The sequence below is a fragment of the Caballeronia sp. GAWG2-1 genome (genome assembly GCF_023631405.1).
Taxonomy (GTDB): Bacteria; Pseudomonadota; Gammaproteobacteria; order Burkholderiales; family Burkholderiaceae; genus Caballeronia.
In genome coordinates this window covers 1-24,914 of record NZ_JALQDD010000013.1, presented here as the reverse complement: position 1 = coordinate 24,914, position 24,914 = coordinate 1, and the positions used below count along the sequence as shown (strand labels likewise).

The 24,914-nt window shown below is 61.5% G+C and carries 25 protein-coding genes; 14 read left to right on the top strand and 11 right to left on the bottom strand.

Annotation, left to right across the window (positions count from 1 at the left end):
- The first annotated feature begins 31 nt into the window (after nucleotides 1-31).
- From nuoI to NCR98_RS08400, 12 genes are all read left to right on the top strand, one after another.
- Nucleotides 32-520, top strand: a complete 489-nt coding sequence (gene nuoI / locus NCR98_RS08455) for an NADH-quinone oxidoreductase subunit NuoI (RefSeq protein ID WP_244825478.1) — start codon at nucleotides 32-34, stop codon at nucleotides 518-520.
- 233 nt (nucleotides 521-753) lie between these two features.
- Complete coding sequence (locus NCR98_RS08450) at nucleotides 754-1,431, top strand: NADH-quinone oxidoreductase subunit J (RefSeq protein WP_244825476.1); 678 nt, start codon at nucleotides 754-756, stop codon at nucleotides 1,429-1,431.
- Between the two features lie 20 nt (nucleotides 1,432-1,451).
- Complete coding sequence (gene nuoK / locus NCR98_RS08445; RefSeq protein WP_031360677.1) at nucleotides 1,452-1,757, top strand: NADH-quinone oxidoreductase subunit NuoK; 306 nt, start codon at nucleotides 1,452-1,454, stop codon at nucleotides 1,755-1,757.
- A 17-nt stretch (nucleotides 1,758-1,774) separates the two neighbouring features.
- A complete protein-coding gene (gene nuoL, locus NCR98_RS08440; RefSeq protein WP_244825474.1) occupies nucleotides 1,775-3,862 on the top strand; it encodes an NADH-quinone oxidoreductase subunit L in 2,088 nt (695 codons plus the stop codon).
- Nucleotides 3,863-3,875: 13 nt separating this feature from the next.
- A complete protein-coding gene (locus NCR98_RS08435; RefSeq protein WP_250465132.1) occupies nucleotides 3,876-5,366 on the top strand; it encodes an NADH-quinone oxidoreductase subunit M in 1,491 nt (496 codons plus the stop codon).
- Nucleotides 5,367-5,391: 25 nt separating this feature from the next.
- Nucleotides 5,392-6,864, top strand: a complete 1,473-nt coding sequence (gene nuoN / locus NCR98_RS08430) for an NADH-quinone oxidoreductase subunit NuoN (protein WP_244825471.1) — start codon at nucleotides 5,392-5,394, stop codon at nucleotides 6,862-6,864.
- Complete coding sequence (locus NCR98_RS08425; protein WP_250525969.1) at nucleotides 6,864-7,181, top strand: DUF2818 family protein; 318 nt, start codon at nucleotides 6,864-6,866, stop codon at nucleotides 7,179-7,181. The genes nuoN and NCR98_RS08425 overlap by 1 nt, the downstream gene beginning before the upstream one ends.
- A gap of 48 nt (nucleotides 7,182-7,229) precedes the next feature.
- Nucleotides 7,230-7,838, top strand: coding sequence for an NUDIX domain-containing protein (locus NCR98_RS08420; RefSeq protein WP_250525968.1), 609 nt, complete (start codon nucleotides 7,230-7,232; stop codon nucleotides 7,836-7,838).
- Between the two features lie 238 nt (nucleotides 7,839-8,076).
- The gene (locus NCR98_RS08415) at nucleotides 8,077-8,517 is read left to right on the top strand and encodes a DUF1178 family protein (RefSeq protein ID WP_250525967.1); all 441 of its coding nucleotides are present in this window, start codon (nucleotides 8,077-8,079) and stop codon (nucleotides 8,515-8,517) included.
- Between the two features lie 44 nt (nucleotides 8,518-8,561).
- Nucleotides 8,562-9,758, top strand: a complete 1,197-nt coding sequence (locus tag NCR98_RS08410; RefSeq protein ID WP_250525966.1) for an acyl-CoA dehydrogenase family protein — start codon at nucleotides 8,562-8,564, stop codon at nucleotides 9,756-9,758.
- Between the two features lie 9 nt (nucleotides 9,759-9,767).
- Nucleotides 9,768-10,883: an acyl-CoA dehydrogenase family protein gene (locus tag NCR98_RS08405; protein ID WP_250525965.1), complete on the top strand. Its 1,116-nt coding sequence runs from the start codon at nucleotides 9,768-9,770 to the stop codon at nucleotides 10,881-10,883.
- Nucleotides 10,884-11,345: a MaoC family dehydratase gene (locus NCR98_RS08400; RefSeq protein WP_250465126.1), complete on the top strand. Its 462-nt coding sequence runs from the start codon at nucleotides 10,884-10,886 to the stop codon at nucleotides 11,343-11,345. It begins immediately after the preceding gene.
- A 27-nt stretch (nucleotides 11,346-11,372) separates the two neighbouring features.
- Here the strand turns inward: NCR98_RS08400 and NCR98_RS08395 are convergent, their stop codons facing one another.
- From NCR98_RS08395 to NCR98_RS08365, 7 genes are read right to left on the bottom strand one after another with little or no spacing between them, the layout of a single operon-like run.
- Nucleotides 11,373-12,599 (bottom strand): acyl-CoA dehydrogenase family protein, encoded by a 1,227-nt coding sequence (locus NCR98_RS08395; RefSeq protein ID WP_250465124.1) that lies wholly within the window; start codon nucleotides 12,597-12,599, stop codon nucleotides 11,373-11,375.
- Between the two features lie 23 nt (nucleotides 12,600-12,622).
- Nucleotides 12,623-13,705, bottom strand: coding sequence for a phosphotransferase (locus tag NCR98_RS08390; protein ID WP_250525964.1), 1,083 nt, complete (start codon nucleotides 13,703-13,705; stop codon nucleotides 12,623-12,625).
- A gap of 42 nt (nucleotides 13,706-13,747) precedes the next feature.
- Nucleotides 13,748-14,473 carry a histidine phosphatase family protein gene (locus tag NCR98_RS08385; RefSeq protein WP_250525963.1) on the bottom strand — a complete coding sequence of 242 codons (726 nt, stop codon included), beginning with the start codon at nucleotides 14,471-14,473 and terminating at the stop codon, nucleotides 13,748-13,750.
- A gap of 1 nt (nucleotide 14,474) precedes the next feature.
- On the bottom strand, nucleotides 14,475-15,263 hold the full coding sequence (locus NCR98_RS08380; RefSeq protein WP_244825456.1) for an oxepin-CoA hydrolase, alternative type: 789 nt from the start codon (nucleotides 15,261-15,263) through the stop codon (nucleotides 14,475-14,477).
- Nucleotides 15,260-16,792 (bottom strand): 3-hydroxyacyl-CoA dehydrogenase, encoded by a 1,533-nt coding sequence (locus NCR98_RS08375; RefSeq protein WP_250525962.1) that lies wholly within the window; start codon nucleotides 16,790-16,792, stop codon nucleotides 15,260-15,262. The genes NCR98_RS08380 and NCR98_RS08375 overlap by 4 nt, the downstream gene beginning before the upstream one ends.
- A gap of 44 nt (nucleotides 16,793-16,836) precedes the next feature.
- On the bottom strand, nucleotides 16,837-18,018 hold the full coding sequence (locus NCR98_RS08370) for a pyridoxal phosphate-dependent aminotransferase (protein ID WP_250525961.1): 1,182 nt from the start codon (nucleotides 18,016-18,018) through the stop codon (nucleotides 16,837-16,839).
- A 35-nt stretch (nucleotides 18,019-18,053) separates the two neighbouring features.
- Complete coding sequence (locus NCR98_RS08365) at nucleotides 18,054-18,584, bottom strand: putative toxin-antitoxin system toxin component, PIN family (RefSeq protein WP_250525960.1); 531 nt, start codon at nucleotides 18,582-18,584, stop codon at nucleotides 18,054-18,056.
- A gap of 56 nt (nucleotides 18,585-18,640) precedes the next feature.
- Between NCR98_RS08365 and yaaA the strand changes: the two genes are divergently transcribed.
- Nucleotides 18,641-19,420, top strand: coding sequence for a peroxide stress protein YaaA (gene yaaA / locus NCR98_RS08360; RefSeq protein ID WP_250525959.1), 780 nt, complete (start codon nucleotides 18,641-18,643; stop codon nucleotides 19,418-19,420).
- 24 nt (nucleotides 19,421-19,444) lie between these two features.
- Nucleotides 19,445-20,605: a M14 family metallopeptidase gene (locus NCR98_RS08355; RefSeq protein ID WP_250525958.1), complete on the top strand. Its 1,161-nt coding sequence runs from the start codon at nucleotides 19,445-19,447 to the stop codon at nucleotides 20,603-20,605.
- Nucleotides 20,606-20,695: 90 nt separating this feature from the next.
- On the opposite strand, the gene NCR98_RS08350 is transcribed toward NCR98_RS08355, so the two are convergent.
- The 4 genes from NCR98_RS08350 to NCR98_RS08335 all read right to left on the bottom strand — a co-directional run bounded on the left by NCR98_RS08350 (nucleotide 20,696) and on the right by NCR98_RS08335 (nucleotide 24,353).
- On the bottom strand, nucleotides 20,696-21,274 hold the full coding sequence (locus NCR98_RS08350; RefSeq protein WP_250525957.1) for a BspC domain-containing protein: 579 nt from the start codon (nucleotides 21,272-21,274) through the stop codon (nucleotides 20,696-20,698).
- A 114-nt stretch (nucleotides 21,275-21,388) separates the two neighbouring features.
- The gene (locus NCR98_RS08345; protein WP_244825446.1) at nucleotides 21,389-22,063 is read right to left on the bottom strand and encodes an energy-coupling factor ABC transporter permease; all 675 of its coding nucleotides are present in this window, start codon (nucleotides 22,061-22,063) and stop codon (nucleotides 21,389-21,391) included.
- A 68-nt stretch (nucleotides 22,064-22,131) separates the two neighbouring features.
- Entirely contained in the window at nucleotides 22,132-22,944 is an 813-nt protein-coding gene (locus NCR98_RS08340; RefSeq protein WP_250492514.1) for a LuxR family transcriptional regulator, read from the bottom strand.
- Nucleotides 22,945-23,138: 194 nt separating this feature from the next.
- Complete coding sequence (locus tag NCR98_RS08335) at nucleotides 23,139-24,353, bottom strand: DUF2863 family protein (RefSeq protein WP_250525956.1); 1,215 nt, start codon at nucleotides 24,351-24,353, stop codon at nucleotides 23,139-23,141.
- Between the last annotated feature and the right edge of the window lie 561 nt (nucleotides 24,354-24,914).

Here is a 24,914-nt window from a genome sequence, read left to right as displayed (position 1 = left end):
GCGCGCAAAGAGACAAGAGCGGACAAATATCATGAACGCAATACAGAGCTTTTTTAAGACCTTCTTCCTGACCGAGCTGCTCAAGGGTCTGGCGCTGACGGGACGCTACACGTTCCAGCGCAAGATCACGGTGCAGTTCCCGGAAGAGAAGACGCCTATTTCTCCGCGTTTTCGTGGCCTGCATGCACTGCGCCGCTATGAAAACGGTGAAGAGCGCTGCATTGCCTGCAAGCTGTGCGAGGCAGTATGCCCGGCGCTCGCCATTACGATCGAATCGGAAACGCGTGCTGACAATACGCGCCGCACGACGCGTTACGACATCGACCTGACCAAGTGCATCTTCTGCGGCTTCTGCGAAGAAAGCTGCCCGGTCGACTCGATCGTCGAGACGCACATCCTCGAATATCACGGCGAGAAGCGCGGCGACCTGTACTTCACGAAGGACATGCTGCTTGCGGTGGGCGATCGTTACGAGACGGAAATCGCCGCATCGAAGGCGGCAGACGCGCCTTATCGTTGATGCGAAGCCGAGCCTGGAGCGCCGCGCGAGAGAAACAGAAACCACGTTCGCGCGCTCCGGTCCTCGACATGTCGTTGCGTTTTTGTTGTTGCTGTCTGGCACAATGCGGCGCGCTTAGTGACCGTGCTTCGTGGCTGATCTTCCCCGGCCGCGCTTTGTCCGTCGCACGGAGAGAGCGAGCCGAAGCGCCGATACACCATGCCTCTTGATGGCCTAACGATGAACCGGTAATCATGGAATTCACAACCGTACTGTTCTATATCTTCGCGCTGCTCCTGACCGTGTCGGCGCTGAAGGTGATCACTTCGCGCAACCCGGTGTCATCCGCGCTCTTTCTCGTGCTCGCGTTCTTCAACGCCGCCGCGATCTGGATGCTGCTGCAGGCCGAATTCCTCGCGATCCTGCTGGTTCTCGTCTACGTGGGCGCCGTGATGGTGTTGTTCCTCTTCGTCGTGATGATGCTCGACATCAACATCGACGTACTGCGACGCGACTTCAGACGCTTCGTGCCGCTCGCGAGCATCGTGGGCGCGATCATCGTGGTGGAAACGGCGCTGATCCTGTGGCACGGTTTCGGCGCGACGACCACGCCGGTCGTCGGCGCGGCTGTCAGCGGCGCGGCGGTGATGCCGAACACGCAGCTCATCGGCAAGATCATCTACACGGACTACATCTTCGCGTTCGAAATCGCCGGTCTCGTGCTGCTGGTCGCCATCATCGCGGCGATCTCGCTCACGATTCGCGACAAGAAGGACAAGAAGACGCAGACCGTCAGCCAGCAGGTCAAGGTGCGCGCCCAGGACCGCGTGCGTATCGTCAAGATGAAGTCCGAGACAGAGGCGCCCGACGCCGCGACGGAACCGCCCGTGACCGGCAACATCGGTGCGGGAACGGTCGACAACAAGGGCTGAGCGCGAAGGAGAATATCGAAATGTTGAGTCTTGCCCATTACCTCGTGCTCGGTGCGATCCTCTTTGCGATCAGCATCGTCGGCATCTTCCTGAACCGCCGCAACGTCATCATCATCTTGATGGCCATCGAGCTGATGCTGCTCGCGGTGAACACCAATTTCGTCGCGTTCTCGCATTATCTGGGCGACATACACGGCCAGATCTTCGTGTTCTTCGTGCTGACCGTGGCTGCTGCTGAAGCGGCAATCGGTCTCGCGATTCTCGTGACCCTGTTCCGCAGCCTCGACACGATCAACGTCGAGGACCTCGATCAGCTCAAAGGTTAATTTCAGGCTAGGCTGTTATGTCCATGACACTCAATGAAAACGTCCTGCTTGCGGTTCCGCTGGCGCCGCTTGCCGGTTCGCTGATCGCGGGGCTGCTGGGAAAGACGATAGGGCGCAAGGGCGCGCACAGCGTGACGATTCTCGGCGTCGCGATCTCCTTCGTGCTGTCCGCGATGGTCTTCTTCGACGTGCTGAACGGCGCGAGCTACAACGCCACCGTCTACGAATGGATGACGGTCGGTTCGCTCAAGATGGAAGTCGGCTTCCTGGTCGACTCGCTCACCGCGATGATGATGGTCATCGTGACCTTCGTCTCGCTGATGGTGCACATCTACACCATCGGCTACATGGCGGATGAAGAAGTCGGTTACGAGCGGTTCTTCTCATACATCTCGCTCTTCACGTTTTCCATGCTGATGCTCGTCATGGCGAACAACTTCCTGCAGCTGTTCTTCGGCTGGGAAGCCGTGGGTCTCGTGTCGTACTTGCTGATCGGCTTCTACTTCACGCGTGAAACCGCTATCTACGCCAACATGAAGGCGTTTATCGTGAACCGCGTGGGCGACTTCGGTTTTCTGCTGGGCATCGGCCTGTTGCTGGCGTTCGGCGGCTCGCTGAACTACGGCGACGTGTTCGCGCAAAGCGACAAGCTCGCGACCATGACCTTTCCCGGCACGCAATGGGGCTTGCTGACGGTATCGTGCATTTGCCTCTTCATCGGCGCGATGGGTAAGTCCGCGCAGTTTCCGCTGCATGTGTGGCTGCCCGACTCGATGGAAGGCCCGACGCCGATCTCCGCGCTGATCCACGCGGCAACCATGGTAACGGCCGGTATCTTCATGGTGACGCGCATGTCGCCGCTCTTCGAGCATTCGGATGCGGCGCTGTCGTTCGTCACGGTCATCGGTGCGATCACCGCGTTGTTCATGGGCTTTCTCGGCGTCGTGCAGAACGACATCAAGCGCGTGGTGGCTTACTCCACGCTATCGCAGCTCGGTTACATGACGGTCGCGCTCGGCGTGTCGGCTTATCCGGTCGCCGTGTTCCACCTTGCCACGCACGCGTTCTTCAAGGCGTTGCTGTTCCTCGGCGCGGGTTCGGTAATCATCGGCATGCACCACGACCAGGACATGCGCAACATGGGCGGTCTGCGCAAGTACATGCCGATCACCTGGATCACGTCGCTGATCGGTTCGCTCGCGCTGATCGGCACGCCGTTCTTCTCCGGCTTCTACTCGAAAGATTCGATCATCGAAGCGGCCAAGGCCTCGCACTTGGCGGGCTCCGGCTTTGCGTACTTCGCGGTGGTCGCAAGCGTGTTCGTCACGTCGCTGTACTCGTTCCGCATGTACTTCATGGTGTTCCACGGTCCGGAGCGTTTCCGCGGTCCGAAGCATCCCGATTCGCCGATGGGTCAAGCTGAAGCACATGGCCACGGTCACGATTCGCACGGCCATGGTCACGACGACCACGGGCACGGCCATGATGACCACGGCCACGCGCACGTGCCGCACGAAACCCCGTGGGTGGTGTGGCTGCCGCTCGTGCTGCTGGCTATTCCGTCGATCATCATCGGCGCGATCGGTATCGGTCCGATGGTCTACGGCGACTTCTTCTCGCACGGCGTGATCTTCGACAAGGTGATCTACATCGCCGAAAACCACGAAGGCCTGAAGGAAATGGCCACGGAGTTCCACGGCTGGATGGCCATGGCGCTGCACGGCATCATCACGCCGGGACCGGTGTGGATCGCGGCTTTCGGCGTGATCGTCGCGTGGTTCCTGTATATCAAGCGTCCGGATCTGCCCGCTGTCATCAAGAAGGCGTCCGGCCCGATCTATACGCTCCTCGACAACAAGTACTACTTCGACAAGATCAACGAAGTGGTCTTCGCCAAGGGCGCGGTCGCCATTGGCCGGGGGCTGTGGAAAGAGGGCGATGTGGTCGTCATCGACGGCATCGTCAACGGCAGTGCGCGGTTCGTCGGCTGGTTCGCCGGTGTGATCCGCTTCCTTCAATCCGGTTACATCTATCACTACGCGTTCGCCATGATTATCGGCATGTTGGGGCTCTTGACCCTGTTTGTAACGCTCGGCGGCAAATAAGGCGAGGGACCCTATGCACTCTTTTCCGATTCTCAGTGTCGCGATTTGGCTGCCGATCGTATTCGGCGTCCTGGTCCTGGCTATAGGTAACGACCACAACCCGGCGCCCGCGCGCTGGGTCGCATTGATCGGCTCGGTGCTCGGGCTGATCGTGACGATCCCTCTCATCACCGGCTTCGATACGTCGACGGCCGCGTTGCAGTTCGTCGAGCAGGCGAACTGGATCGAACGCTTCAACATCACGTATCACCTGGGCGTGGACGGCATCTCGATGTGGTTTGTCGTGCTGACCGCGCTCATCACGGTGATCGTGGTGATCGCCGCATGGGAAGTGATCACCGAGCGCGTCTCGCAGTACCTGGCCGCGTTCCTGATTCTCTCGGGCATCATGATCGGCGTGTTCTCGACCGCCGACGGCCTGTTGTTCTACGTGTTCTTCGAAGCCACGCTCATCCCGATGTACATCATCATCGGCGTGTGGGGCGGTCCGAACCGTGTGTATGCGGCGTTCAAGTTCTTCCTGTACACGCTGGCCGGCTCGCTTCTGATGCTGATCGCGCTGCTGTACCTGTACACGCAGACGCACACGTTCGACCTCGCCACGTGGCAAGCCGCGAAGATCGGCATGACGCCGCAGGTGCTGCTGTTCATAGCGTTCTTCCTCGCGTTCGCCGTCAAGGTGCCGATGTGGCCCGTCCACACCTGGCTGCCCGACGCTCACGTGGAAGCACCGACGGGCGGCTCGGTCGTGCTTGCCGCGATCATGCTGAAGCTCGGCGCGTACGGTTTCCTGCGCTTTTCGCTGCCCATCGCGCCGGACGCAAGCCACTTTCTCGCGCCCGTGGTCATCACGCTGTCGCTGATCGCGGTGATCTACATCGGTCTCGTCGCGCTCGTTCAGGCGGACATGAAGAAGCTGGTGGCGTATTCGTCGATTGCGCACATGGGCTTCGTCACGCTTGGCTTCTTCATCTTCAGCCAGCTTGGCGTGGAAGGCGCGATCATCCAGATGATCTCGCACGGCTTCGTCTCGGGCGCGATGTTCCTTTCCATCGGCGTGCTGTACGACCGCGTCCACTCGCGCCAGATCGCGGATTACGGCGGTGTCGTCAATACCATGCCGAAGTTCGCGGCGTTCTCCATGTTGTTCGCCATGGCCAACTGCGGCCTGCCGGGCACCTCGGGTTTCGTCGGCGAGTTCATGGTGATTCTGGCCGCCGTGAAGTTCAACTTCTGGATCGGTTTCCTGGCCACGTTCACGCTGATTCTCGGCGCGGCCTATACGCTGTGGATGTACAAGCGCGTGTACTTCGGCGCCGTGGCGAACGATCATGTCGCGAAGCTGAAGGACATCAACAAGCGCGAAATGTTCATGCTGGTGGTGCTCGCAGCGTTCACGCTGTACATGGGCCTGCATCCGAAGCCCTTCACCGACGTGATGCACGAATCGGTGGCAAACCTGCTCTCCCACGTCGCGCAGTCCAAGCTGCCGCTGGATCAGTAACGCCGTGCGGAGGAATTAAAAGATCATGCAAAACGCCCCTATGAGTGTGCTGTTGCCCGACGCGGTCCTGATGGCCGCAGTCGTCATCGCCTGGTTGAACGACACGATCTTCGGCGTGCCAAGCCGTCGTGTCACGTATCTGATCGCGCTCGTGTCGACCCTCGTGGTCGGCGTGTGGTTCGCGTTCACAGCACTCGACCCGACGCCGCATTACTTCTTCACGCGCATGTATGTCGTCGATCCGTTCGCGAGCGCCATGAAAGCGGTGGTGTGTCTGGGCTACGCGGTGTCGGTCATCTATTCGCGGCGCTATCTGGAAGACCGCGGTCTGTTTCGCGGCGACTTCTTCCTGCTTGGCCTCTTTTCGCTGCTCGGCCAGTGCGTGATGATTTCGGGCAACAACTTCCTCACGCTGTACCTCGGCCTCGAACTGATGTCGCTGTCGCTGTATGCGGTCATCGCGCTGCGCAAGGATTCGCCGCAGGCGAACGAATCGGCGATGAAGTATTACGTCCTCGGCGCGCTCGCTTCCGGCTTCCTGCTCTACGGCATTTCCATGCTTTATGGCGCGACCGGCTCGCTGGAACTGGGTGAAGTCTTCAAGGCGGTGGCTTCGGGCCGCATCAACGATGCGGTGCTGTTGTTCGGCATCATCTTCGTCGTGGCGGGCGTGGCGTTCAAGATGGGCGCGGTGCCGTTCCATATGTGGGTGCCGGACGTCTATCAAGGCGCACCGACCGCAATGACCTTGCTCACCGGCGGCGGCCCGAAGGTCGCGGCCTTCGCGTGGGGCTTGCGCTTCTTGGTGATGGGTCTGCTGCCTTTCGCGGTCGACTGGCAAGAGATGCTCGTGATTCTCGCCGCGCTGTCGCTGATCGTTGGCAACGTCACGGGTATCGTGCAGAAGAACATCAAGCGGATGCTCGCGTACTCGGCCATCTCCAACATGGGCTTCGTGCTTCTCGGCCTGCTGGCTGGCGTGGTGGACGGCAAGGTAACGGGCGCGGCGGGCGCCTACAGCTCGGCAATGTTCTATAGCATCATCTACCTCGTCACGACGCTTGGCACCTTCGGCGTGGTCATGCTGCTTGCGCGCCGCGACTTCGAAGCCGAGATGATCGACGACTTCAAGGGTTTGAATCAGCGCAGCCCGGTGTTCGCGTTCGTCATGATGATCATGATGTTCTCGCTTGCCGGCATTCCGCCGACGGTCGGTTTCTACGCGAAGCTCGCCGTGCTCGAAGCGACGATGAACGCCGGTCTGACGTGGCTCGCCGTGCTGGCCGTCCTGACATCGCTGGTCGGTGCGTTCTACTACCTGCGTATCGTGAAGCTGATGTACTTCGACGCGCCGCAAGATGCGTCGCCGATCGTTGCCGGCAGCCTCAATCGCTCCTTGCTGGCGTTCAACGGTCTGGCCGTGTTGGTGCTCGGTCTCGTGCCCGGCCCGCTGATGACGGCTTGCCTGCAAGCGATCACGCATACGCTGCCGCTGTAATGTCGGCAGCGGGATGGTTTATCGTGCTGTTGGCGCTCGTCGGCGCCAACTTGCCGTTCCTGAATCAGCGCCTTTTTGCCGTCGTGCCGCTCAAGCTTCATGCGGATGGGAGCAAGACGGCGAAGAAGGGCGTTTGGATTCGAATCGGCGAGTTGCTCGTTCTTTACTTCGCGGTTGGCGCGCTCGGCTTCATGCTCGAAGCGCGCGCCGGCAACCGCTTCGATCAGGAATGGCAGTTTTATGCCATTACCTTCAGTCTCTTCGTGGTGTTCGCGTTTCCGGGCTTCACGTATCAGTATCTTGTCAAACGCCGCTGACGGCTGGTTGCTGTCGGCGGCTTTTGGCGATTTGGCATAGGGCTCAAGATGGCAGATCATAACGCTTCTTCCACCGCGAACTTCGGTAACGACGACGGCCTAATCGAGAAGAAGGTCGAAAGCGTCACGCTTCACGAAGGCAAATTTTTGACGCTCAAGCGCGATACCGTGGAATTGCCCGACGGCAAGCACGCCACGCGCGAATTCGTCGAGCATCCGGGCGCGATGATGATCCTGCCGGAATTCGACGATGGTCGCGTCTTGCTGGAACGGCAGTATCGGTATCCGGTGGGAAAGGTGCTGCTCGAATTTCCCGCCGGCAAGCTCGATCCCAACGAAGACGAGCTGACATGCGCGAAGCGTGAACTGCTGGAAGAGACGGGCTATACCGCGAGCGAGTGGATTTTTCTGACGCGTATCCACCCCGTGATCTCCTATTCGACCGAGTTCATCGATCTCTATCTCGCGCGCGGTCTCACCGCTGGCGATGCCCGGCTCGATGAAGGCGAATTTCTCGAGACGTTTATCGCGGAGCCGGCGCAACTCATGCAGTGGGTGAAGGACGGCACGATCAGCGATGTTAAGACGATCATCGGCGCGTTCTGGCTGGAGAAGGTGCGCTCGGGAGAGTGGGCGTTGGGAGAATCGAAGGCGTAGTCGTCATCCGTTGAACCGCTGAAGACGTATCGCTTGCCCCAAGATCATTCGATCTTGGGGCTTGTTCGTTTTCGGCGCAGTGCCAGACTGCCACATTTCGCGTTATGGGTGAGCCAAGCGCCCGTACCCTCGAACCGCTAGAATCGATCACCGGTCGAGCAATCAAAAGATCAGTCTTTACGAACGACCGTTCACAATCGATAGTTTTGAGATAAACTTCCCGGAAGTCCCCATCAGCATGAAGGTCCTCGATTTAAAGTGCTCGCATGAACATCGGTTTGAAGGCTGGTTCGCTTCTGCCGAAGAGTTCGAATCGCAACTGTTGCGCAAGCTGGTTGCGTGTCCGGTCTGTTCGGAGACGGATGTGAGCCGCATGCCATCGGCGCCGCGTCTGAATCTTTCGACGACGCGCAACGACCGCGCGGTACCGACGGAACCATCGCCGGATGCGGCGGGCGTTCAGGCGCGCGCGCTTCAGTTCATGCGCGAGTTGATCGAGAAGACCGAGAACGTGGGCGATCGTTTTGCCGAGGAAGCACGGCGCATTCATTACGATGAAGCGCCCGCGCGCAATATCCGCGGCGTGACGACGCCCGAAGAAACGCATGCCTTGCTGGAAGAAGGGATCGACGTATTGCCGTTGCCCGTTCCGGCCGCACTGAAAGAGCCGCTGCAGTAAGTCAGCGGTGTCTCATGTGGTCGGCTACACAGGAGACACAGCGCATGAATCTCGATCATTCCCCTGCGGACGAAGCCTTTCGCGCCGACATCCGTAACTGGCTCGAAGCCAGCCTGCCGCGCGCACTGCGCGACAAGGTTCTCAATCACAAGCGTCTGACTCGCGAAGACTTCGCGAACTGGCACAAGCTGCTCGGCGAGCGCGGCTGGTCGGCGGTCGCGTGGCCGAAGCAGTATGGCGGTCCCGGCTGGAACGCCACGCAGCGTCATATCTGGGACGAAGAATCCGCGCGCGCGGGCGCACCGATGGTCCTGCCATTCGGCGTATCGATGGTCGCGCCCGTACTCATGAAATATGGCAGCGACGCGCAAAAGGCTCGCTATCTGCCGCGCATTCTCGATGGCTCCGACTGGTGGTGTCAGGGCTATTCCGAGCCCGGCTCCGGTTCCGATCTCGCTTCGTTGCGCACGCGCGCCGAGCGACAGGGCGATCACTACATCGTCAATGGTCAGAAAACGTGGACCACGCTCGCGCAACATGCCGACATGATGTTCTGCCTCGTGCGTACCGATCCCGAGGCCAAGAAACAGGAGGGCATTTCGTTCCTTCTGATCGATATGAAAACGCCGGGCATCACCGTGCGGCCGATCATCACGCTCGACGAAGATCACGAAGTCAACGAAGTCTTTTTCGACGACGTGAAGGTGCCGGCCGCCAATCTCGTCGGCGAGGAGAATCGCGGCTGGACGTATGCGAAGTATTTGCTGGGGCACGAGCGAACGGGCATTGCGCGCGTGGGGCAATCGAAGCGTGAACTGCGCTTTCTCAAGCGGCTTGCACTCGAACGCACGAGCCGCGGCCAGCCGCTTTTGCACGATCCCTTGTTCGCCGCGAAAGTCGCCGCGCTCGAGATAGAACTGATGGCCCTCGAAGCGACGGTGCAGCGCGTGATCGCAAGCGAGTCGGATGCAAAAGGTCCGGGGCCCGAAGCATCGATGCTGAAGATCAAAGGCACGGAAGTGCAGCAGGCGCTGACCGAACTCATGTTCGAAGCGGCCGGACCGCAAGCGGCCGGCTTCGATCCCGCGTACCTCGAAGGCGAGCGCGACGCGAGCCAGACCGGCGACGACGATGCCGCGCCGCTTGCCGCGTACTACTTCAACTTTCGCAAGACGTCGATCTATGGCGGCTCGAACGAGATTCAAAAGAACATCATCGCGCAGATGATTCTGGGCCTTTGAGGAGCGCGCATGGACTTCGATTTCACCGATGAACAGCAGCAGTTTCGCGATGCACTGCGCCGCTATCTCGACCGCGAATATTCGTTCGACGCGCGGCAGAAGATCGTCATGTCGCAAGCGGGTGTCGATGCACGGCACTGGAACGCGTTCGGCGAACTCGGCTTGCTGGCGCTGCCCGTTCCCGAAGCGCAAGGCGGTTTCGATGGTGGGCCCGTCGATATGCTCGTCGTGATGCAAGAGCTCGGGCGCGCGCTCGTCGTCGAGCCTTATTGGGCGACGGCGGTCGGCATCGAAGCGTTGCGGCTCGCGGCATCGGCGGAACAGGGCGAATTGCTCGAGCGCGCCGGACGTGGCGAACTCAGGATGGCGGTGGCGTTCAACGAGCCGCACGCGCGCTACGATCTCTTCGATCTTCGCACTACGGCGAGCAAGCAAGGCGAACGCCATACGCTCGACGGCAGGAAGTCGGTCGTGCAGCACGGCGCGCAGGCCGATTACTGGATCGTGCCCGCGCGTCTCGGCGATGAAGTTGCGCTCTTTCTGGTGCCGCGCGATGCCGCCAACGTCGATGTCACCGACTACCGCACGATCGACGGTCAGCGCGCCGCGACGCTCGTCTTCAGGAACACGCAAGCCACGCGTTTGAACGGTGGTGCGGCCACGTTCGCGAAGATCGCCGATTACGCCACGCTTTTGCTTTGCGCCGAAGCCCTCGGCGCGCTCGATGCGCTCGATCGCGCGACCGTCGACTACACGAAGGAGCGCAAGCAGTTCGGTGCGCCCATCGCGCGGTTTCAAGTGCTGCAGCATCGCATGGTGGACATGCTGATTCACACCGAGCAGGCACGCTCCATCACGTATCTTGCCGCTGCGCGTTACGCCAGCGACGACGCGGCCACGCGCACGCAGGCCATTTCCGCTGCGAAGGCGCGTGTCGGTCAGGCGGCGCGCTTTGTCGGGCAACAGGCGGTGCAGTTGCACGGCGGCATGGGCGTGACCAACGAGATGCCCGCCGCGCACTGGTTCAAACGGCTGTCGATCATCGAGACGACGCTCGGCGACGTGGACTACCACCTCGCGCGTTTTGCGTCGCAGCCCGCGTTTCATGACCTGGAAGGAGCTTGAATGACCTACGCCTATGAAGATTTCGAAGTCGGTGATGCGGTGACGCTCTCCGCCCACACGTTCACGCGCGATGAGATCATCGAGTTCGCGAAGCGTTACGATCCGCAGCCGTTCCATCTGTCGGAGGAAGCGGGCAAGGCGTCGCATTTCGGCGGTCTCGTTGCGAGCGGCTGGAACACCTGTTCCGCGATGATGGGCATTCTCGTGCGCGACATGCTCGCCGATTCGACCTCGATGGGTTCGCCCGGTCTCGACAATATCCGCTGGATCAAGCCGGTGCGCGTCGACGATTCGGTGCGGCTTACGGTGCGCGTGCTGGACAAGCGCGTGTCGAAGAGCAAGCCGGATCGCGGTATCGTCGCCACGCGCTGGGAAGCGCATAACCAGGATGGCGAACTGGTGCTGACGGTGGATTCGGCGGCGCTGTTCGGGTTGCGCAACGCGGGTTCGCAAGCGAGCTAAAGGGCGCGGCTAGGCCGTCTTCCTCGCTCAATCGCGCGCTTCCGAATACCGCTCGAACTCGAGCTTCGCGATGGCATTGCGATGCACTTCGTCCGGCCCATCCGCGAGCCGCAGCGTGCGCGCCGAAGCATACGCATAAGCGAGCGGAAAGTCGTCGCAGATGCCGGCCGCGCCGTGCGCCTGTATCGCCCAGTCGATGACCTGACACGCGATGTTCGGCGCCACGACCTTGATCATCGCGATCTCGCCGCGCGCGCCCTTATTGCCGACGGTGTCCATCATGTAGGCAGCTTTGAGCGTGAGCAGACGCGCCTGTTCGATCATGATGCGCGCCTCGGCGATGCGCTCTTGCGTCACGCCTTGTCGCGCAATCGGCTTGCCGAACGCCACGCGCGACAGCGTGCGCTTCGTCATCAGTTCGAGCGCGCGTTCGGCGAGACCGATGAGCCGCATGCAATGATGAATGCGCCCCGGCCCGAGCCGCCCTTGCGCGATCTCGAAGCCGCGTCCGGCGCCGAGCAATAAGTTGGCGGCCGGCACGCGCACTTGCTCGAGCGTAATCTCCATGTGGCCGTGCGGCGCGTCGTCGTAGCCGAAAACATTGAGCGGCCGACGCACCGTGATGCCCGCTGCATCGGCAGGCACGAGGATCATCGATTGTTGCGCGTGGCGTGGCGCATCAGGATCGGTCTTGCCCATCACGATATACACCTTGCAGCGCGGATCGCCCGCACCGGATGACCACCACTTGTGGCCATCGACGACGTAATCGTCGCCATCGCGCGTGATGCTGCAACGGATGTTCGTCGCATCCGACGACGCCACTTCCGGCTCGGTCATCAGAAACGCCGAACGAATCTCGCCGCGCAGAAGCGGTTCGAGCCACTGCGCCTTTTGCGCGTCGGTGCCATAGCGTTCGATGGTCTCCATGTTGCCGGTATCGGGCGCATTGCAGTTGAAGACTTCGGGCGCCCACGGTACGCGACCCATGATTTCGCAGAGCGGCGCGTATTCGAGATTCGTGAGACCCGCGCCACGCGCCGATGCCGGCAGAAACAGATTCCACAGTCCTTCGCGACGTGCGTGGTCCTTGAGGTTTTCGATCAGCCGCGTCGGCACCCATGCGTTGCCCGCCGCGCGATTGGCTGCGATCTCCTCGGCGAAGGCGTGTTCGTTCGGATAGATATGCGCGTCGAAGAAGGCGAGCAGCTTCTCGCGCAGCGCGTGCACCTTCTCTGTGTAGTCGAAATTCATCGCTCGTCTCCTCTTTTCCGTCTTCAGTGGCCGACTTTCTGGGCGTAGTGCCAGGCAAGTTCGGCCATCGGCCGCGCGCGCCGGCCCGCATCGGCGGCTTGCGCGCTCGCGGCGGTGCCATCGACCACACGCTTCATGATGCCTTGCAGAATCGCGGCGATGCGGAACATGTTGTAGGCAAGGTAAAAGTTCCAGTCGCCTTCGATCGCAAAGCCCGTGCGTTCGCAATAGCGTGCGACGTAGGCGGCTTCGTCGGGAATGCCGAGCGCGGTCCAGTCGAGTCCCGCGATACCGCGAAACTGCGATGGATCGACATGCCAAGCCATGCAGTGATACGCGAAGTCGGCGAGCGGATTGCCGAGCGTGGAGAGTTCCCAGTCGAGCACGGCAAGCACGCGCGGCTCGTTCGGATGAAAGATCAGGTTGTCGAGCCGGAAGTCGCCATGCACGATGCTCACGCGTGCCTCGACTTGCGGGATATGCCGCGGCAACCATTCGATCAGGCGGTCCATTGCGTCGATGGATTCGGTTTGCGACGCGACGTACTGCTTGCTCCAGCGTCCGATTTGCCGCTCGAAGTAGTTGCCAGGCTTGCCGTAGGTGGCGAGTCCGACCGCTGCTACATCGACGGTATGAAGCGCGGCGATCACGCGATTGGTTTCGCCATAAATCGCGGCGCGTTCGTCGGCCGACATGCCGGGCAGCGACGGGTCCCACAAGACGCGGCCTTCCACAAAATCCATGACATAGAACGCGCGGCCGATCACGCTCTCGTCCTCGCACAGCGCGAGCATGCGCGCGACGGGGACATCCGTGGCGGCGAGTGCGTGCATCACGCGATATTCACGCTCGATTGCATGCGCCGATGGCAAGAGCTTCGCGGCCGGCCCGGGCTTCGAGCGCATGACATAAGCGCGCGTGGGCGTGACGAGTTTGAAGGTCGGGTTCGACTGGCCGCCCGCGAACTGCTCCAGCTTGAGCGGGCCGCTGAATCCTTCGACGTGCGCGGCAAGCCACGCGGCGAGCGCGTCGCTATCGAAGCGCTGGCTCTCGTGCACCGGACGCGTTCCTTCGAACGCTGCGAAATCGGTTTCGTTGTCTGGCATCGTCTCCTCCCATATTTTTGTGGTGCGCCAGGACGTCGCGCTTCAGTCCATCTCGTCGGCCTTGAAGCGCAGAAACTGCGCGTACAGCAGTTCCATCGTCGTGTGACGCACGTCGGCATGAAGCGGCGAGGGCGGCGAATGATTGATTGCATGCACGACCCAGTCGCCGGGTTTGTCGCCGACATCGAGCGCGTTGATGCAGCCCGTCGCCTGCGACAGATGTCCGAAGAACGCGCGCCCGCCGGCCGTGATCGCATGCGACAGCAACGCGCGATTCACGCCGCCGTGCAGCACGAGCAGCACCGTGTCCCATGAGGCATCGCCGCGCAGCTTCGTCATGGCGGGCAGCGCGCGATCGAGCAGCTCGCCAATGCTTTCGCCGCCCAGAAAGCGCGTCTCTTCGGGCACCACGCCATCGAACACGGAAAGAAAAGCGCGCTCGATATCCTGCGTCGTGAGACTCGCGAGCCGCCCGCCGCGTATCTCCTGCCACTCCGGCCAAACTTCCGGCTCGATTGGCTGATGCGTTTCGGCGAGCACGCGCTGCGCCGTTTCGCGCGTGCGCGGCAAGCCGCTCACGATCACGCGGTCAAAGCGAATGTTCTGCGCGGCAAACACGCGTCCAGCCGCGCTTGCTTCCTCGCGGCCGCGTTCGTTGAGCGGCACGCTTTCCGGGTCGATTGCGCGGCCGCTGTCGTCGAAATACGTGACGTCGCCATGGCGCATCAGATAGATGCGGCGGCGTTTGGGCAACTGGTATTGAGCCATCTCAGCGGTAAGTCGGCTGACGCTTTTCGAGGAACGCGGTAATGCCTTCGAGCGCGTCACCGTGATGCAGGGCGTCGACGAAGCTGTCGCGTTCCATGTCGAGATGCGCGGCGAGCGGCTGCACGTCCGCCGCGTTGATGAGCGACTTGATGCGTGCGAGTGCTTTCGGCGACACGCTGCCGAGATCGTCGGCCCAGGCGATGGCGGCATCGAGCGCGATGCCTTTCTTCGTCAGCCGGTTGACCACGCCCACTTCATACAGACGCGCCGCGCCGATCGGCTTCGCTTCGAGCAGGACTTCGCTGGCGAGCGTGCGCGGCAAGGCGCGCGCGAGGAACCACGAAGCGCCGCCATCGGGCGTGAGGCCGACGCGCGCATACGACATGACGAAGCGCGCGTCGTCGGCGGAGACGATCAGATCGCACGCGAGCGCAAGCGAAAATCCCGCGCCGGCCGCGGCACCCTCCACGGCCGCGATGATCGGCTTGGTCGATGCCCGCAACGCGCTGATCCATTCGCCCAGCAAGTCGATGCTCTCGGCCTGCACCGACTCATCCTTCGCGCGATTTTCGAGCAGCCTGTTCAGGTTGCCGCCCGAGCAGAAGAAGTTGTCCGCGCCCGTCAGCACGATGGTGCGCACCGACGTGTCGCGCTCGGCCGTGCTGAGCGCCTCGATGCCGGCCGCATACATATCCGGATGCAGGGCGTTGCGCGCGCCCGGATTCGACAGCTTGAGCACGAGCGTGGTGTCGCTCCCGGCAGGGCGGTAGGTCAGCAGTTCGGCGCTCATCTGAGCTCCTCGATATGGGTAAGCGAAAGTCCGAGCCTCGCGCGGCGTGCGAGCCAGGGCGAAGGCCGGTAGCGTGGGTCGCCGAGCACGCCGTGGATGTTCTGCAAGATCGTGAGGATGGTCGCGGCGCCGAGCGCGTCGCCGAGTGCGAGCGGTCCGCGCGGATAGCCGAGGCCGAGCATCACGGCGAGATCGATGTCGGTCGGCGTCGCAATGCCTTGCTGCGCGATATCGCAGCCAATGTTCACGATGGTTGCCACCACGCGTTGCGCGACAAAACCGGTCGAGTCGCGGATGACGCTGACGGGCACGCCATCGGCGGCGAAGAGCGCGTGCGCCGCGTCGCGCATGGCGGGCGTGGTCGCGGGCGTCGTCATGATGGTGCGGCGCGCGGCGGTATCGAAGGGAAAGAGTGTGTCGATGGCGACGACGCGCGTGGCGTCAAGCTTTTCAGCGACGGCGGCGGTGGTCGCATCGAAGCCGAGCGGCGTGACCACGATCAAGGAATCCGAAGCGGGCGTTGCGTCGGTATCGAGTTCGACCGATGCGGGAAGCAACGCGCGCACCGCTTCATAAGCGCTTTGCGACGCCCGACTGACCCACACGCGCTTGGGCAAGCGGGTAGGCGCTTCGGCTTCGGACGGCGCGATTTGTTTGCCATCGGCATATCGATAGAAACCTTCGCCCGTCTTGCGCCCGATCAGCCCGCCCGCGAGCCGCGTGCCCGTGATCGGCGAAGGCCTGAAGCGCGGCTCTTCATAGAACTGGTGATAGATCGACTCCATCACCGGATGCGAGACATCCAGCGCGGTGAGATCGAGCAATTCGAACGGCCCGAGGCGAAAGCCCGCCTGCTCGCGCATGATGCGGTCGATGTCCGCGAAACTCGCCACGCCTTCGCTCGCCACGCGCAGGCCTTCGGTGTTCATGCCGCGTCCCGCGTGATTCACGATGAAGCCCGGCATGTCCTTCGCGCGCACCGGCGTGTGACCCATGCGGCGCGCGAGTTCCATGAGTGAATCGCCCGCGCGCGGATCGCCACGTAGCCCGTCGATGACTTCGACCACGCGCATCAACGGCACGGGATTGAAAAAGTGGAAGCCCGCGACGCGTTCCGGTTTCGAGCAGCCCGCCGCGATTGCGGTGATCGACAGTGACGAAGTGTTCGACGCGAGAATGCAGCGCGCGCTCACCACGGCTTCGAGTTCACGGAACAGTTCGCGCTTGATGTCGAGATTTTCGACGATCGCTTCCACGATGACGTCGCAATCCGCGAGTTCGCTCGCGTCCTGTGCGTCGTGCACGTTGGCGAGCGCGGCGTGCGCATCGGCTTCTCTGATCTTGCCCTTGGCGGCGAGCTTCGATAGCGTTTCGGACAGATACTCGCGCGCGGCGGCAAGCGCGACGGGATTGGCATCGAAGAGACGCACGGTGAGTCCGGCGAGCGCCGCGATCTGCGCGATACCGCGACCCATCGCGCCGCTGCCGACGATTCCAAGCGTTCCGATTGCGTATTCCTGCGAACTCATGATGCGGATGTCTCCTCTACGTGATTGAATTCGCCGCGCCCCGCTCAGAGTTTCGAGAGCCTTTGCAAGGCGAGCGCCAGCGTTTCTTCCTTCTTGGCGAAGCAGAACCGCACGACGCCGGATTCGTGACTCTCGTGATAAAACGCCGACACCGGAATGGCCGCGACGCCGATCTCGCTCGTGAGCCATTGCGAGAAGTCGGCTTCGGGCATGTCGCTGATCGCCGAATAATCGACGCACTGAAAATAGGTGCCGTCGCAAGGCAGGAGCTTGAAGCGGGAATCGGCGAGACCCGCGCGGAAAAAGTCGCGCTTCTTCTGATAGAACGCGGGCAGTTCGAGATACGGCTTCGGGTCTTCGAGATAATGCGCGAGGCCGACCTGCATGGGTGTGTTCACCGTGAACACGTTGAACTGATGCACCTTGCGGAATTCGGCGGTCAGCGCGGCGGGCGCGGCGACGTAGCCCACTTTCCAGCCTGTCACATGGAAGGTCTTGCCGAAGCTCGACACGACGAAGCTGCGCTTGGCCAGTTCCGGGTAGCGCGAGACGCTTTCGTGCGGCGCGCCGTCGTAGACCATGTGTTCGTAGACTTCGTCGGAGAGGATCAGCACGTTGGTATCGCGCACGATCTCTTCGAGCTTCTTCATGTCCGCCGCGCGCCAGACGCGCCCGGTCGGATTGTGCGGCGTGTTGATCATCAGAAGGCGCGTCTTCGGCGTGATCGCGGCGGCGATCTTGTCGAAGGGCAGCGCGTAGTCGGGCGCTTCGAGCGCGACGAACACGGGCTTGCCGCCCGCGAGCTCGATGGACGGCACGTAGCTGTCGTACGTCGGCTCGATGACGATGACTTCATCGCCCGGATGCACGCAGCACAGCACCGCCGTGAGCAGGGCCTGCGTCGCGCCGGCGGTCACGGTGATCTCGCGGTCGGCGTCGTAGGCGCGGCCGTAGAGCGCGTCGATCTTGCGCGCGATGGCCTGACGCAAGGGCGCGGCGCCCGCCATCGGCGGATATTGGTTGTGGCCGTCGCGCATGGCGTTGGCGACGGCATCCACGACGCGCGGGTCGCAGTTGAAATCGGGGAAACCCTGACCGAGATTCACCGCGCCCTTCTGTGCGGCGAGCGCGCTCATCACCGTGAAGATGGTCGTGCCGACATTGGGCAGACGCGACGGAAAGGACAGCTCGGGCGGGGTCTGTGGCAGTTCGTGCGTGGCGTTCATGGCGTGGACGTGTGCTGACGGGTAGGGTTGCTCTTCTAAACAGCGCTTGCAATGTGCGCGGACGTGGCCTGCGGTGCCTCGAATCGTGCCTCGAATGCGGTGACGAAAGGTTTGGGTTCGCCGATACGAAACGCAAAATCCCGCGCGACGCGCTTCGCGAGCTTCAGCACCGCGCGATCCTTCGAGACGAGCCAGTCCGCGCGAGAAGCCTGAGCGAGTTCGAGGAACTTCTGGTCGTCGCGGTCGCGGCACTTGGGCAGCGGCCGTTCGCCTTCCTGCGTGCGCGGCGCGATCAAGGTCGAAAGCCGCGCGACGATGGCAAGCGCCGCTTCCTTGTCGACGTTCAAGCGCACGAACTGCGGATAGTCGAGCACACGCGTGAGTTCGGTGAGACACCGCGGATCGATCAGCGCTTCGAGCGTGCCTGCTTCGAGCGCGGCGCGAATCGGGCGCGTGGCGGGATCGTCGAATACGAGGATGTCGATCCACACGTTGGAATCGAGCACCACGCGTAAGGCGGAGGCGGGCGTGGGCGCTTGCACGGGCAGCGCGGCGGAATTTTCCATTCGATACAATTGGGGGTTTATGCCTATGATCGCCGCTCGTTTGACGGCGAGCCTCCATGATAATCGTTCTATCGCCTGCCAAATCGCTCGACTACGAGACGCCGCCGCATATCCGCAAGCACACGCTGCCCGAGTTCGTCGATGACGCCGCCGAGCTCATCAAGGGTCTGCGTCATCTTTCGCCGCAACAGATCGGCGGAATGATGGGCATCTCGGACCAGCTCGCGTCGCTCAACTTCCAGCGTTATGCCGAATGGTCGAGGCGTTTCGACGAGACCAATTCGAAGCAGGCCGTGCTCGCCTTCAATGGCGATGTCTACGAAGGCTTCGCCGCGAAGACGCTGTCTTCGGCCGATCTCGACTACGCGCAGAATCATGTGCGTGTTTTGTCCGGGCTTTATGGGCTCTTGCGACCACTCGACCTATTGCAGCCGTATCGCCTTGAGATGGGCACCAAGTTTCCGAACGCACGCGGCAAGGATCTTTACGCGTTCTGGGGCGAGCGCATCACGGCCGCGCTCAACGAGCAATTCAGGAAGCAGCGCGGCGCGCGCGTGCTCGTGAATTGTGCGTCGGGGGAATACTTCAAGTCGGTGAAGCCGCGGCTTCTCGACGTGCCGGTGGTCGCGCCCGTGTTCGAGGACTGGAAGGGCGGACGCTACAAGATCATCAGTTTTCATGCGAAACGCGCGCGCGGTTTGATGGCGCGCTATGCGGTGAAGAACCGCATCGACGAGCCGGAAGGGCTCAAGGACTTCGACAGTGACGGGTATGCGTTCGACGCGAAGGCATCGAACGATACGACTTATGTTTTTCGCCGCCGCGTCGCGGATTAAAGTGTCTGCATCAAGGAATTCATCATGAGCATTTCAATTTCAAGTCATTTCGATGCGGGCGCAATCGAAGTCGTCGACGCGACCAACCCGTCCGATATTCGTTTGCGCGTGCGTCCGGATTCTCACGCCGATTTCGCGCAGTGGTTTTATTTCCGCGTCTCGGGTGCGCGTGGCGAGCGTCTCGTGATGAGCTTCGAGAATGCGGCGCAATGCGCGTTTCCGGAAGGCTGGCGCGACTATCAGGCGGTGGCGAGCTACGATCGCGTGAACTGGTTTCGCGTGGAGACGGAGTACGTGGGCGGCGTGTTGAAGATCGACCATACCCCCGATTTCGATCGCATCCATTACGCGTATTTCGAGCCGTATAGCGACGAGCGTCACGCGGAATTCCTTGGCGCCGTGCAGCAGATGCCGCACGCCACGTTGACCGAACTTGGCAGCACGGTGCAAGGCCGACCAATGTCCTTGCTTTCGCTCGGTCTCGCCGATGGCACGAGTGCCAAGCCCAAGAAGAACGTGTGGATCATCGCGCGCCAGCATCCGGGCGAAACGATGGCGGAATGGTTCGTCGAGGGCCTCGTCAAGCGGCTCGCGGGCTGGGGCGACTGGGCGGGTGACCCGACCGCGCGCGCGGTACTGGATCGCGCGGTGTTTCATATCGTCCCGAACATGAATCCGGATGGCAGCGTGCTCGGCAATCTGCGCACCAACGCGGCCGGCGCGAACCTGAACCGCGAATGGATGGAGCCGGATGCCGCGCGCAGTCCCGAGGTGCTCGTGGTGCGTGATGCCATCCGCGATATCGGCTGCGACATGTTCTTCGACATCCATGGCGACGAAGCCATTCCTTACGTGTTCGTCGCGGGCTCGGAGATGCTGCCGGGCTTCACCGGCAAGCAGGCGGAAGAGCAGAAGGCGTTCATCGAATTCTTCAAGCAGGCAAGCCCGGACTTTCAGGACGTGCACGGCTACGAGTCGAGCAAGTATCAGACGGATGCGCTCAAGCTCGCGTCGAAGTACATCGGCAACGAGTACAAGTGTCTCTCGCTGACGCTGGAGATGCCGTTCAAGGACAACGCGAATTTGCCGGATGAGCGTGTGGGCTGGAGTGGCGAGCGGAGTTCGGCGCTTGGTGCGGCGATGTTGCAGGCGATTCTTTGGCAGTTGCAGACGTATCCGGCCTGATCTATCCCAGAGCGTTTCCGATGACGCAAAAAGGCGCGACACCTTCAGGTGCCGCGCCTTTTTTGTTTGCCGTGCTTCCTGGCTGGCTAGCTAGTGCTTCTTGGCCGACTTCTTCGTCGACTTGCCCGAGCTCTTGCTTTTGCCCGCAGACGCACCTTTTGTTTTCGCGCCATGCTTGCCCTTCGTGCCGCGTGCGGACGACGGTTCGGCGCGGGGGCGTAGTGGCGGAACCGGATCGTTCCAGCCGAAGGCGAGCATTTGACTGCCTACGTAGCCACAACGAAACTTGAGCGGCGTGACATCGCTCTCACCGCTCTTCGAGACGCCTTCGCCCTCGACTGTCACGACGTTGTCCACCTTGATACGCTGCTTCTTCTCGTCGAACGAATCGTTCCACGGTTCGATGGTCGAGCGCGATTGGTCGAAGACAGCAGGCGGAAACTCTACGTGATCGAACGCCGCCGAAGTGCTGGCGATGAAGTTGCCGTGTGCCGCGCAATCCGCGACGAGCGGATTGGCGTGGAAGTCGGTGACGAAGTGGTGAATCAATTCGTTGCGCTCGTCGAGCGAGTCGGCTAAGGCGGATACTGCCGCGCATGCAATCGATGCGCATACCGCCAACCGGCCGACGAGCCGCAAAAGCCGGCGCGGTGCGTGGTTACTTTCCATCAAGTCTGGTGCTAAGAAGACACGGGCAAGTAAGATGCCGCGTGCGGGGAAGGAGTTCCATCTTATCGCACTTTGATTGCGTTTTTGCTCGCGTGCAATTCGGCTTGCGGTGCCTCAGACGCGAGGTCCGCGATCAAGGCGATAGCGGCGCACGTCGTAAGTGGTGATCCAGGCTGGCTTATACACCGAGATCAAAATGGTGAGCAGGCCGGTAAAGAGCGCTTCGCCAACAACCAGCAATAGCGAGCCGCGCATGAATGCAGCGGGCACGGTGACCGGTCCGCCGGTGAGCGCCATCTCGAAGAGCACCGTCGCACCGCATGCCGCGGCAACCGCTGCCGCGGAACTCACGAAGCCGTGCCCGATGATGAACGTAAACAGATTGCGCGGCAGCCACGCATTGGATAGCCGTTGCAGGAACGTTGATACCGCAACAGGCAGCGCGCCGAACAACATATAGGTGACCGCGACCGAGAGCCAGGATGCGTCGAGCACGACGGCCGCGAGACCGGTGGTGGCAGCCGTGCCGATGAGCGCCAGCCGCCAGTCGAACAAGGTGACCATCAAGGTCGCGCCCAGCAAGTGGATGACGGGTCCGTCGTCGAACCATGCATTGCACGCCCACAACACCGTCACCGCGACGATGATGCCAAGCCACACGTGCTGTAGCGTGGCGTCCTGCAATCTGCTGAAAGGACGCTGCAACAGTACGAGCGCGAGCAATCCCGCGGCGACTATCCAGCCGCCGACGGTAAGCCAAAGCGGGAGCGGTGTGTAAAAGAACCCCATGCCTTGCATATTACTCGTTGCGCGTGATTCGTGCGTGCAAACGACGAACCCAAACGCGTCCTTTGTTGCTAGAACGTCGCCTCGGGCTGGGCGGCCATTGGCAGTGACGACGCGTCGCTTTCCGTGAGTGACGGATACAGCGCGCGTCTTCGGCGCAATGGCACCACGTTCGCTTGTCCCGGCACTGCGCGCTCCGGCGCTTCGCATTCGCTGCTGCGAAGAATCTCGAGATGCGCGGTTTGCACGCCGTTATAGATGGCAACGGCAGCGGCACGGTTCGTGGCGCCCAGTTGCTGAAAGATGCTCGCAAGGTGGATCTTGACAGTGCCTTCGCTGATACCCAACGTCTTCGCGATCATCTTGTTGGTGCTGCCCATGTGTACGCAACGCATGATCTGCTGCTGCCGTGGCGACAGCGCGGGCAGATGACGCAGCCGCCGCCGAATGGCCGCGCTGAGCGGCGTACGAATGATGAGCGACTCCTGACTCAGCGCCGGATCGATCACATCGGGCGGCACGTAATGACCGCCGATGAGCACCATGTCGAGCGCCCTGACGATGAGAACGGGATCGAGCGTGCGTGGAATGACGCCCATCGCGCCGATGCCCATCAGCATATAAACCTGAGCGACCGTGGGTCGGTCGACCACTACGGCGGTGGGAATGCCTCGTGCCTCTTCGAGCAGCGTCTGCAGATCGCCCGCTCGCAGATGAGGCTCCCAGTCGACGACAATCAGGCTGGATCTGGCTTGTCTCAAGGCCACCCCGGCCTGTCGCCAGTCGATTACTTCGTTGAACTGCGCGTGACGCGCGATACGGCGCAGCAATGTTTTAAGGCCTGCACGACGTTCGCCGTCAGCACCCATGATCGTAATTTTCATGCTTATACCTCGAATCAATACGCCGACGCCTGCGCGCCGGGACTTGCTGCCGACAAGCGCGTCGGCACGGGTCCATATTGACAAACTTCGGCCGATTTTTCCCCCTAGCCAAACGGCATAGGCAGAATTGCGCAAAAAACCCCGCAAAAGCGGGGTTTTTTAATTGCCTTAGGCACTTAGTCTTATGACGCCAGTCAATGAAAGTGGGGTTGCGCAGGTTCGGCGTCTTCAGGCATCTCGGCATGTACGATCTCACCGAGCGGATCTGCGTAAAGCGGCACGCCGCAGTCGTCGCAAAATTCGGGTTCGAAGCGGCCTGCGTGGCGGCGCACGTCGGACACTCCAGCTTTCTTCAATAGCTCGACGATTTCTTCGACCGGACCGTTTGCGCCTTCCAGTTCGACGATGTCCTCTTCCATGTCCAGCTCGCCGTTCTCGCGGCCGTATAACGGCCATACGACACCGTAGATCACATCGTTACTGCCGCGACGCGTGAAGCCGACTCGATACTCGTCGATTCGGCGCTCGCCAAAGCCCGCGATGACTGCGCGCAATTCCTGCGGCGCGGTGCCGAGCGTATCGAACAGATAACGCACCGCCGTGCGCACCGTGTGAGGGCGGACTTGCTCGTCTGCATCGCGGCAGGCTGAGTAATAGGCGTCTGGAAGCAGGCATTCGATCTCACAACCCGGCAGGATGGCAGCGAAGTTTGGCCCACCTTGCGCCATCCATTGCTCCAGGCACTGACCGCGTTCGGTACGACCGCCCGTTTCGTCTTCTTGCCAGCGGAAGAAAGCCGCGCCTGCAGGAACGATCGCGATGGCCAACAGGAAGCGCGGGTCGGCGAGAATTGGCGAGGTCTCCGGCAGATCAGCTAGATTCAGCCGGACTGCCGCCGCGCCCAAGGCGGTCTGCGTCAATTGCTGGGCTAGCCGAGCCGTGTCCACGTGATGACGCGGCAATTGATCGATGCTGTACAGATACGGCGCGAATGCGACGCGCGCACCCGCCGCAAGCACGTGCGCCTGCAGCTGCGTACGCATGGCGTCGATCGTCTCGGACTTGAGCGCACCCGACGGGATGGAATAGCGCGTCCAGGCGAGCACCGGCGCGGCAATCAGGAGCGCTTCGTGCGCGACGCCCTCAATGTCGATGGCAAAAGACTCGCTATGCGTCTCGGCCATATCGGCAAGCGCACCGTAGGCATCGGGATGATTCTGCTGGAGATGATCTAAGGCAGCGTCGAGCGTTGTTTGATTGCCGTTACGCACGAGTTTGGCGATAAGGGCATCGAGACGCACTTCCCAGAAGCGGTCTTCGACGCGGCTGCCCGACGCGAACAGCGCGAGCGAGAGACTGACGAGCTTGTCAGCGTCCGGAGGAATACGTTTTGCAATTCGCGAGCGCATAGGGATACGAGTTAGTTGGGGCAGAAAACCTTTAATTGTAGTCGCTTAGGTGGCGCCGTTACTGCTCATCTGAATGGTAGCTAGAGTGACGTTCGAAACGTTGAACACGGGCTTTGAAGTGGATCGTTTGGGCGGTGGATCTTCGCCCGTCAATTTTTTCGTTTCGGCTACTTGCGGATTGCACGCCGCGCAACTAGAATTCCGTTCCTTCGCGATTCGATGAACGCGAAGGAAGCGGGAGGTGGTTTCAGTAGGCGAGGCGGGCAAAGGTGGTATTCGCTCCGAAGCGCGGCGGGCAAGAAAAGAAAGCTTCAAATTCTTGTTGACAGTAACTGAAACGACGTACATAATCTCGTTTCTCTGCTGCAGATGCAGCGACGCAAGACGAAGCGGTGCTGAGCAAAATGCTCGGTGCGCTTGGCGGGAAGTCTTGGCGAATGTGCTCTTTAAAAACTAACAGCCGATAAGTGTGGGCACTTGATGGCGCGAGCGGTTCTGACCTTTCGGGGTTGGGACGTTTAGCGAAAGTTATCAAGTCTCACACAGTATTAGAGGAAGGTT

What these genes read in the sequence shown, in the direction of transcription:
- NCR98_RS08400 (WP_250465126.1), top strand. Translation starts at nt 10,884, where the DNA reads ATGACCTACGCCTATGAAGATTTCGAAGTCGGTGATGCGGTGACGCTC.
- NCR98_RS08450 (WP_244825476.1), top strand. Translation starts at nt 754, where the DNA reads ATGGAATTCACAACCGTACTGTTCTATATCTTCGCGCTGCTCCTGACC.
- NCR98_RS08340 (WP_250492514.1), bottom strand. Translation starts at nt 22,944, where the DNA reads ATGAAAATTACGATCATGGGTGCTGACGGCGAACGTCGTGCAGGCCTT.
- NCR98_RS08370 (WP_250525961.1), bottom strand. Translation starts at nt 18,018, where the DNA reads ATGAACGCCACGCACGAACTGCCACAGACCCCGCCCGAGCTGTCCTTT.
- NCR98_RS08425 (WP_250525969.1), top strand. Translation starts at nt 6,864, where the DNA reads ATGTCGGCAGCGGGATGGTTTATCGTGCTGTTGGCGCTCGTCGGCGCC.
- NCR98_RS08410 (WP_250525966.1), top strand. Translation starts at nt 8,562, where the DNA reads ATGAATCTCGATCATTCCCCTGCGGACGAAGCCTTTCGCGCCGACATC.
- NCR98_RS08385 (WP_250525963.1), bottom strand. Translation starts at nt 14,473, where the DNA reads ATGGCTCAATACCAGTTGCCCAAACGCCGCCGCATCTATCTGATGCGC.
- NCR98_RS08350 (WP_250525957.1), bottom strand. Translation starts at nt 21,274, where the DNA reads ATGGAAAGTAACCACGCACCGCGCCGGCTTTTGCGGCTCGTCGGCCGG.
- NCR98_RS08420 (WP_250525968.1), top strand. Translation starts at nt 7,230, where the DNA reads ATGGCAGATCATAACGCTTCTTCCACCGCGAACTTCGGTAACGACGAC.
- NCR98_RS08345 (WP_244825446.1), bottom strand. Translation starts at nt 22,063, where the DNA reads ATGGGGTTCTTTTACACACCGCTCCCGCTTTGGCTTACCGTCGGCGGC.
- nuoK (WP_031360677.1), top strand. Translation starts at nt 1,452, where the DNA reads ATGTTGAGTCTTGCCCATTACCTCGTGCTCGGTGCGATCCTCTTTGCG.
- nuoN (WP_244825471.1), top strand. Translation starts at nt 5,392, where the DNA reads ATGCAAAACGCCCCTATGAGTGTGCTGTTGCCCGACGCGGTCCTGATG.
- NCR98_RS08405 (WP_250525965.1), top strand. Translation starts at nt 9,768, where the DNA reads ATGGACTTCGATTTCACCGATGAACAGCAGCAGTTTCGCGATGCACTG.
- NCR98_RS08355 (WP_250525958.1), top strand. Translation starts at nt 19,445, where the DNA reads ATGAGCATTTCAATTTCAAGTCATTTCGATGCGGGCGCAATCGAAGTC.
- NCR98_RS08380 (WP_244825456.1), bottom strand. Translation starts at nt 15,263, where the DNA reads ATGAGCGCCGAACTGCTGACCTACCGCCCTGCCGGGAGCGACACCACG.
- NCR98_RS08390 (WP_250525964.1), bottom strand. Translation starts at nt 13,705, where the DNA reads ATGCCAGACAACGAAACCGATTTCGCAGCGTTCGAAGGAACGCGTCCG.
- NCR98_RS08335 (WP_250525956.1), bottom strand. Translation starts at nt 24,353, where the DNA reads ATGCGCTCGCGAATTGCAAAACGTATTCCTCCGGACGCTGACAAGCTC.
- NCR98_RS08375 (WP_250525962.1), bottom strand. Translation starts at nt 16,792, where the DNA reads ATGAGTTCGCAGGAATACGCAATCGGAACGCTTGGAATCGTCGGCAGC.
- NCR98_RS08365 (WP_250525960.1), bottom strand. Translation starts at nt 18,584, where the DNA reads ATGGAAAATTCCGCCGCGCTGCCCGTGCAAGCGCCCACGCCCGCCTCC.
- yaaA (WP_250525959.1), top strand. Translation starts at nt 18,641, where the DNA reads ATGATAATCGTTCTATCGCCTGCCAAATCGCTCGACTACGAGACGCCG.
- NCR98_RS08415 (WP_250525967.1), top strand. Translation starts at nt 8,077, where the DNA reads ATGAAGGTCCTCGATTTAAAGTGCTCGCATGAACATCGGTTTGAAGGC.
- NCR98_RS08395 (WP_250465124.1), bottom strand. Translation starts at nt 12,599, where the DNA reads ATGAATTTCGACTACACAGAGAAGGTGCACGCGCTGCGCGAGAAGCTG.
- nuoL (WP_244825474.1), top strand. Translation starts at nt 1,775, where the DNA reads ATGTCCATGACACTCAATGAAAACGTCCTGCTTGCGGTTCCGCTGGCG.
- NCR98_RS08435 (WP_250465132.1), top strand. Translation starts at nt 3,876, where the DNA reads ATGCACTCTTTTCCGATTCTCAGTGTCGCGATTTGGCTGCCGATCGTA.
- nuoI (WP_244825478.1), top strand. Translation starts at nt 32, where the DNA reads ATGAACGCAATACAGAGCTTTTTTAAGACCTTCTTCCTGACCGAGCTG.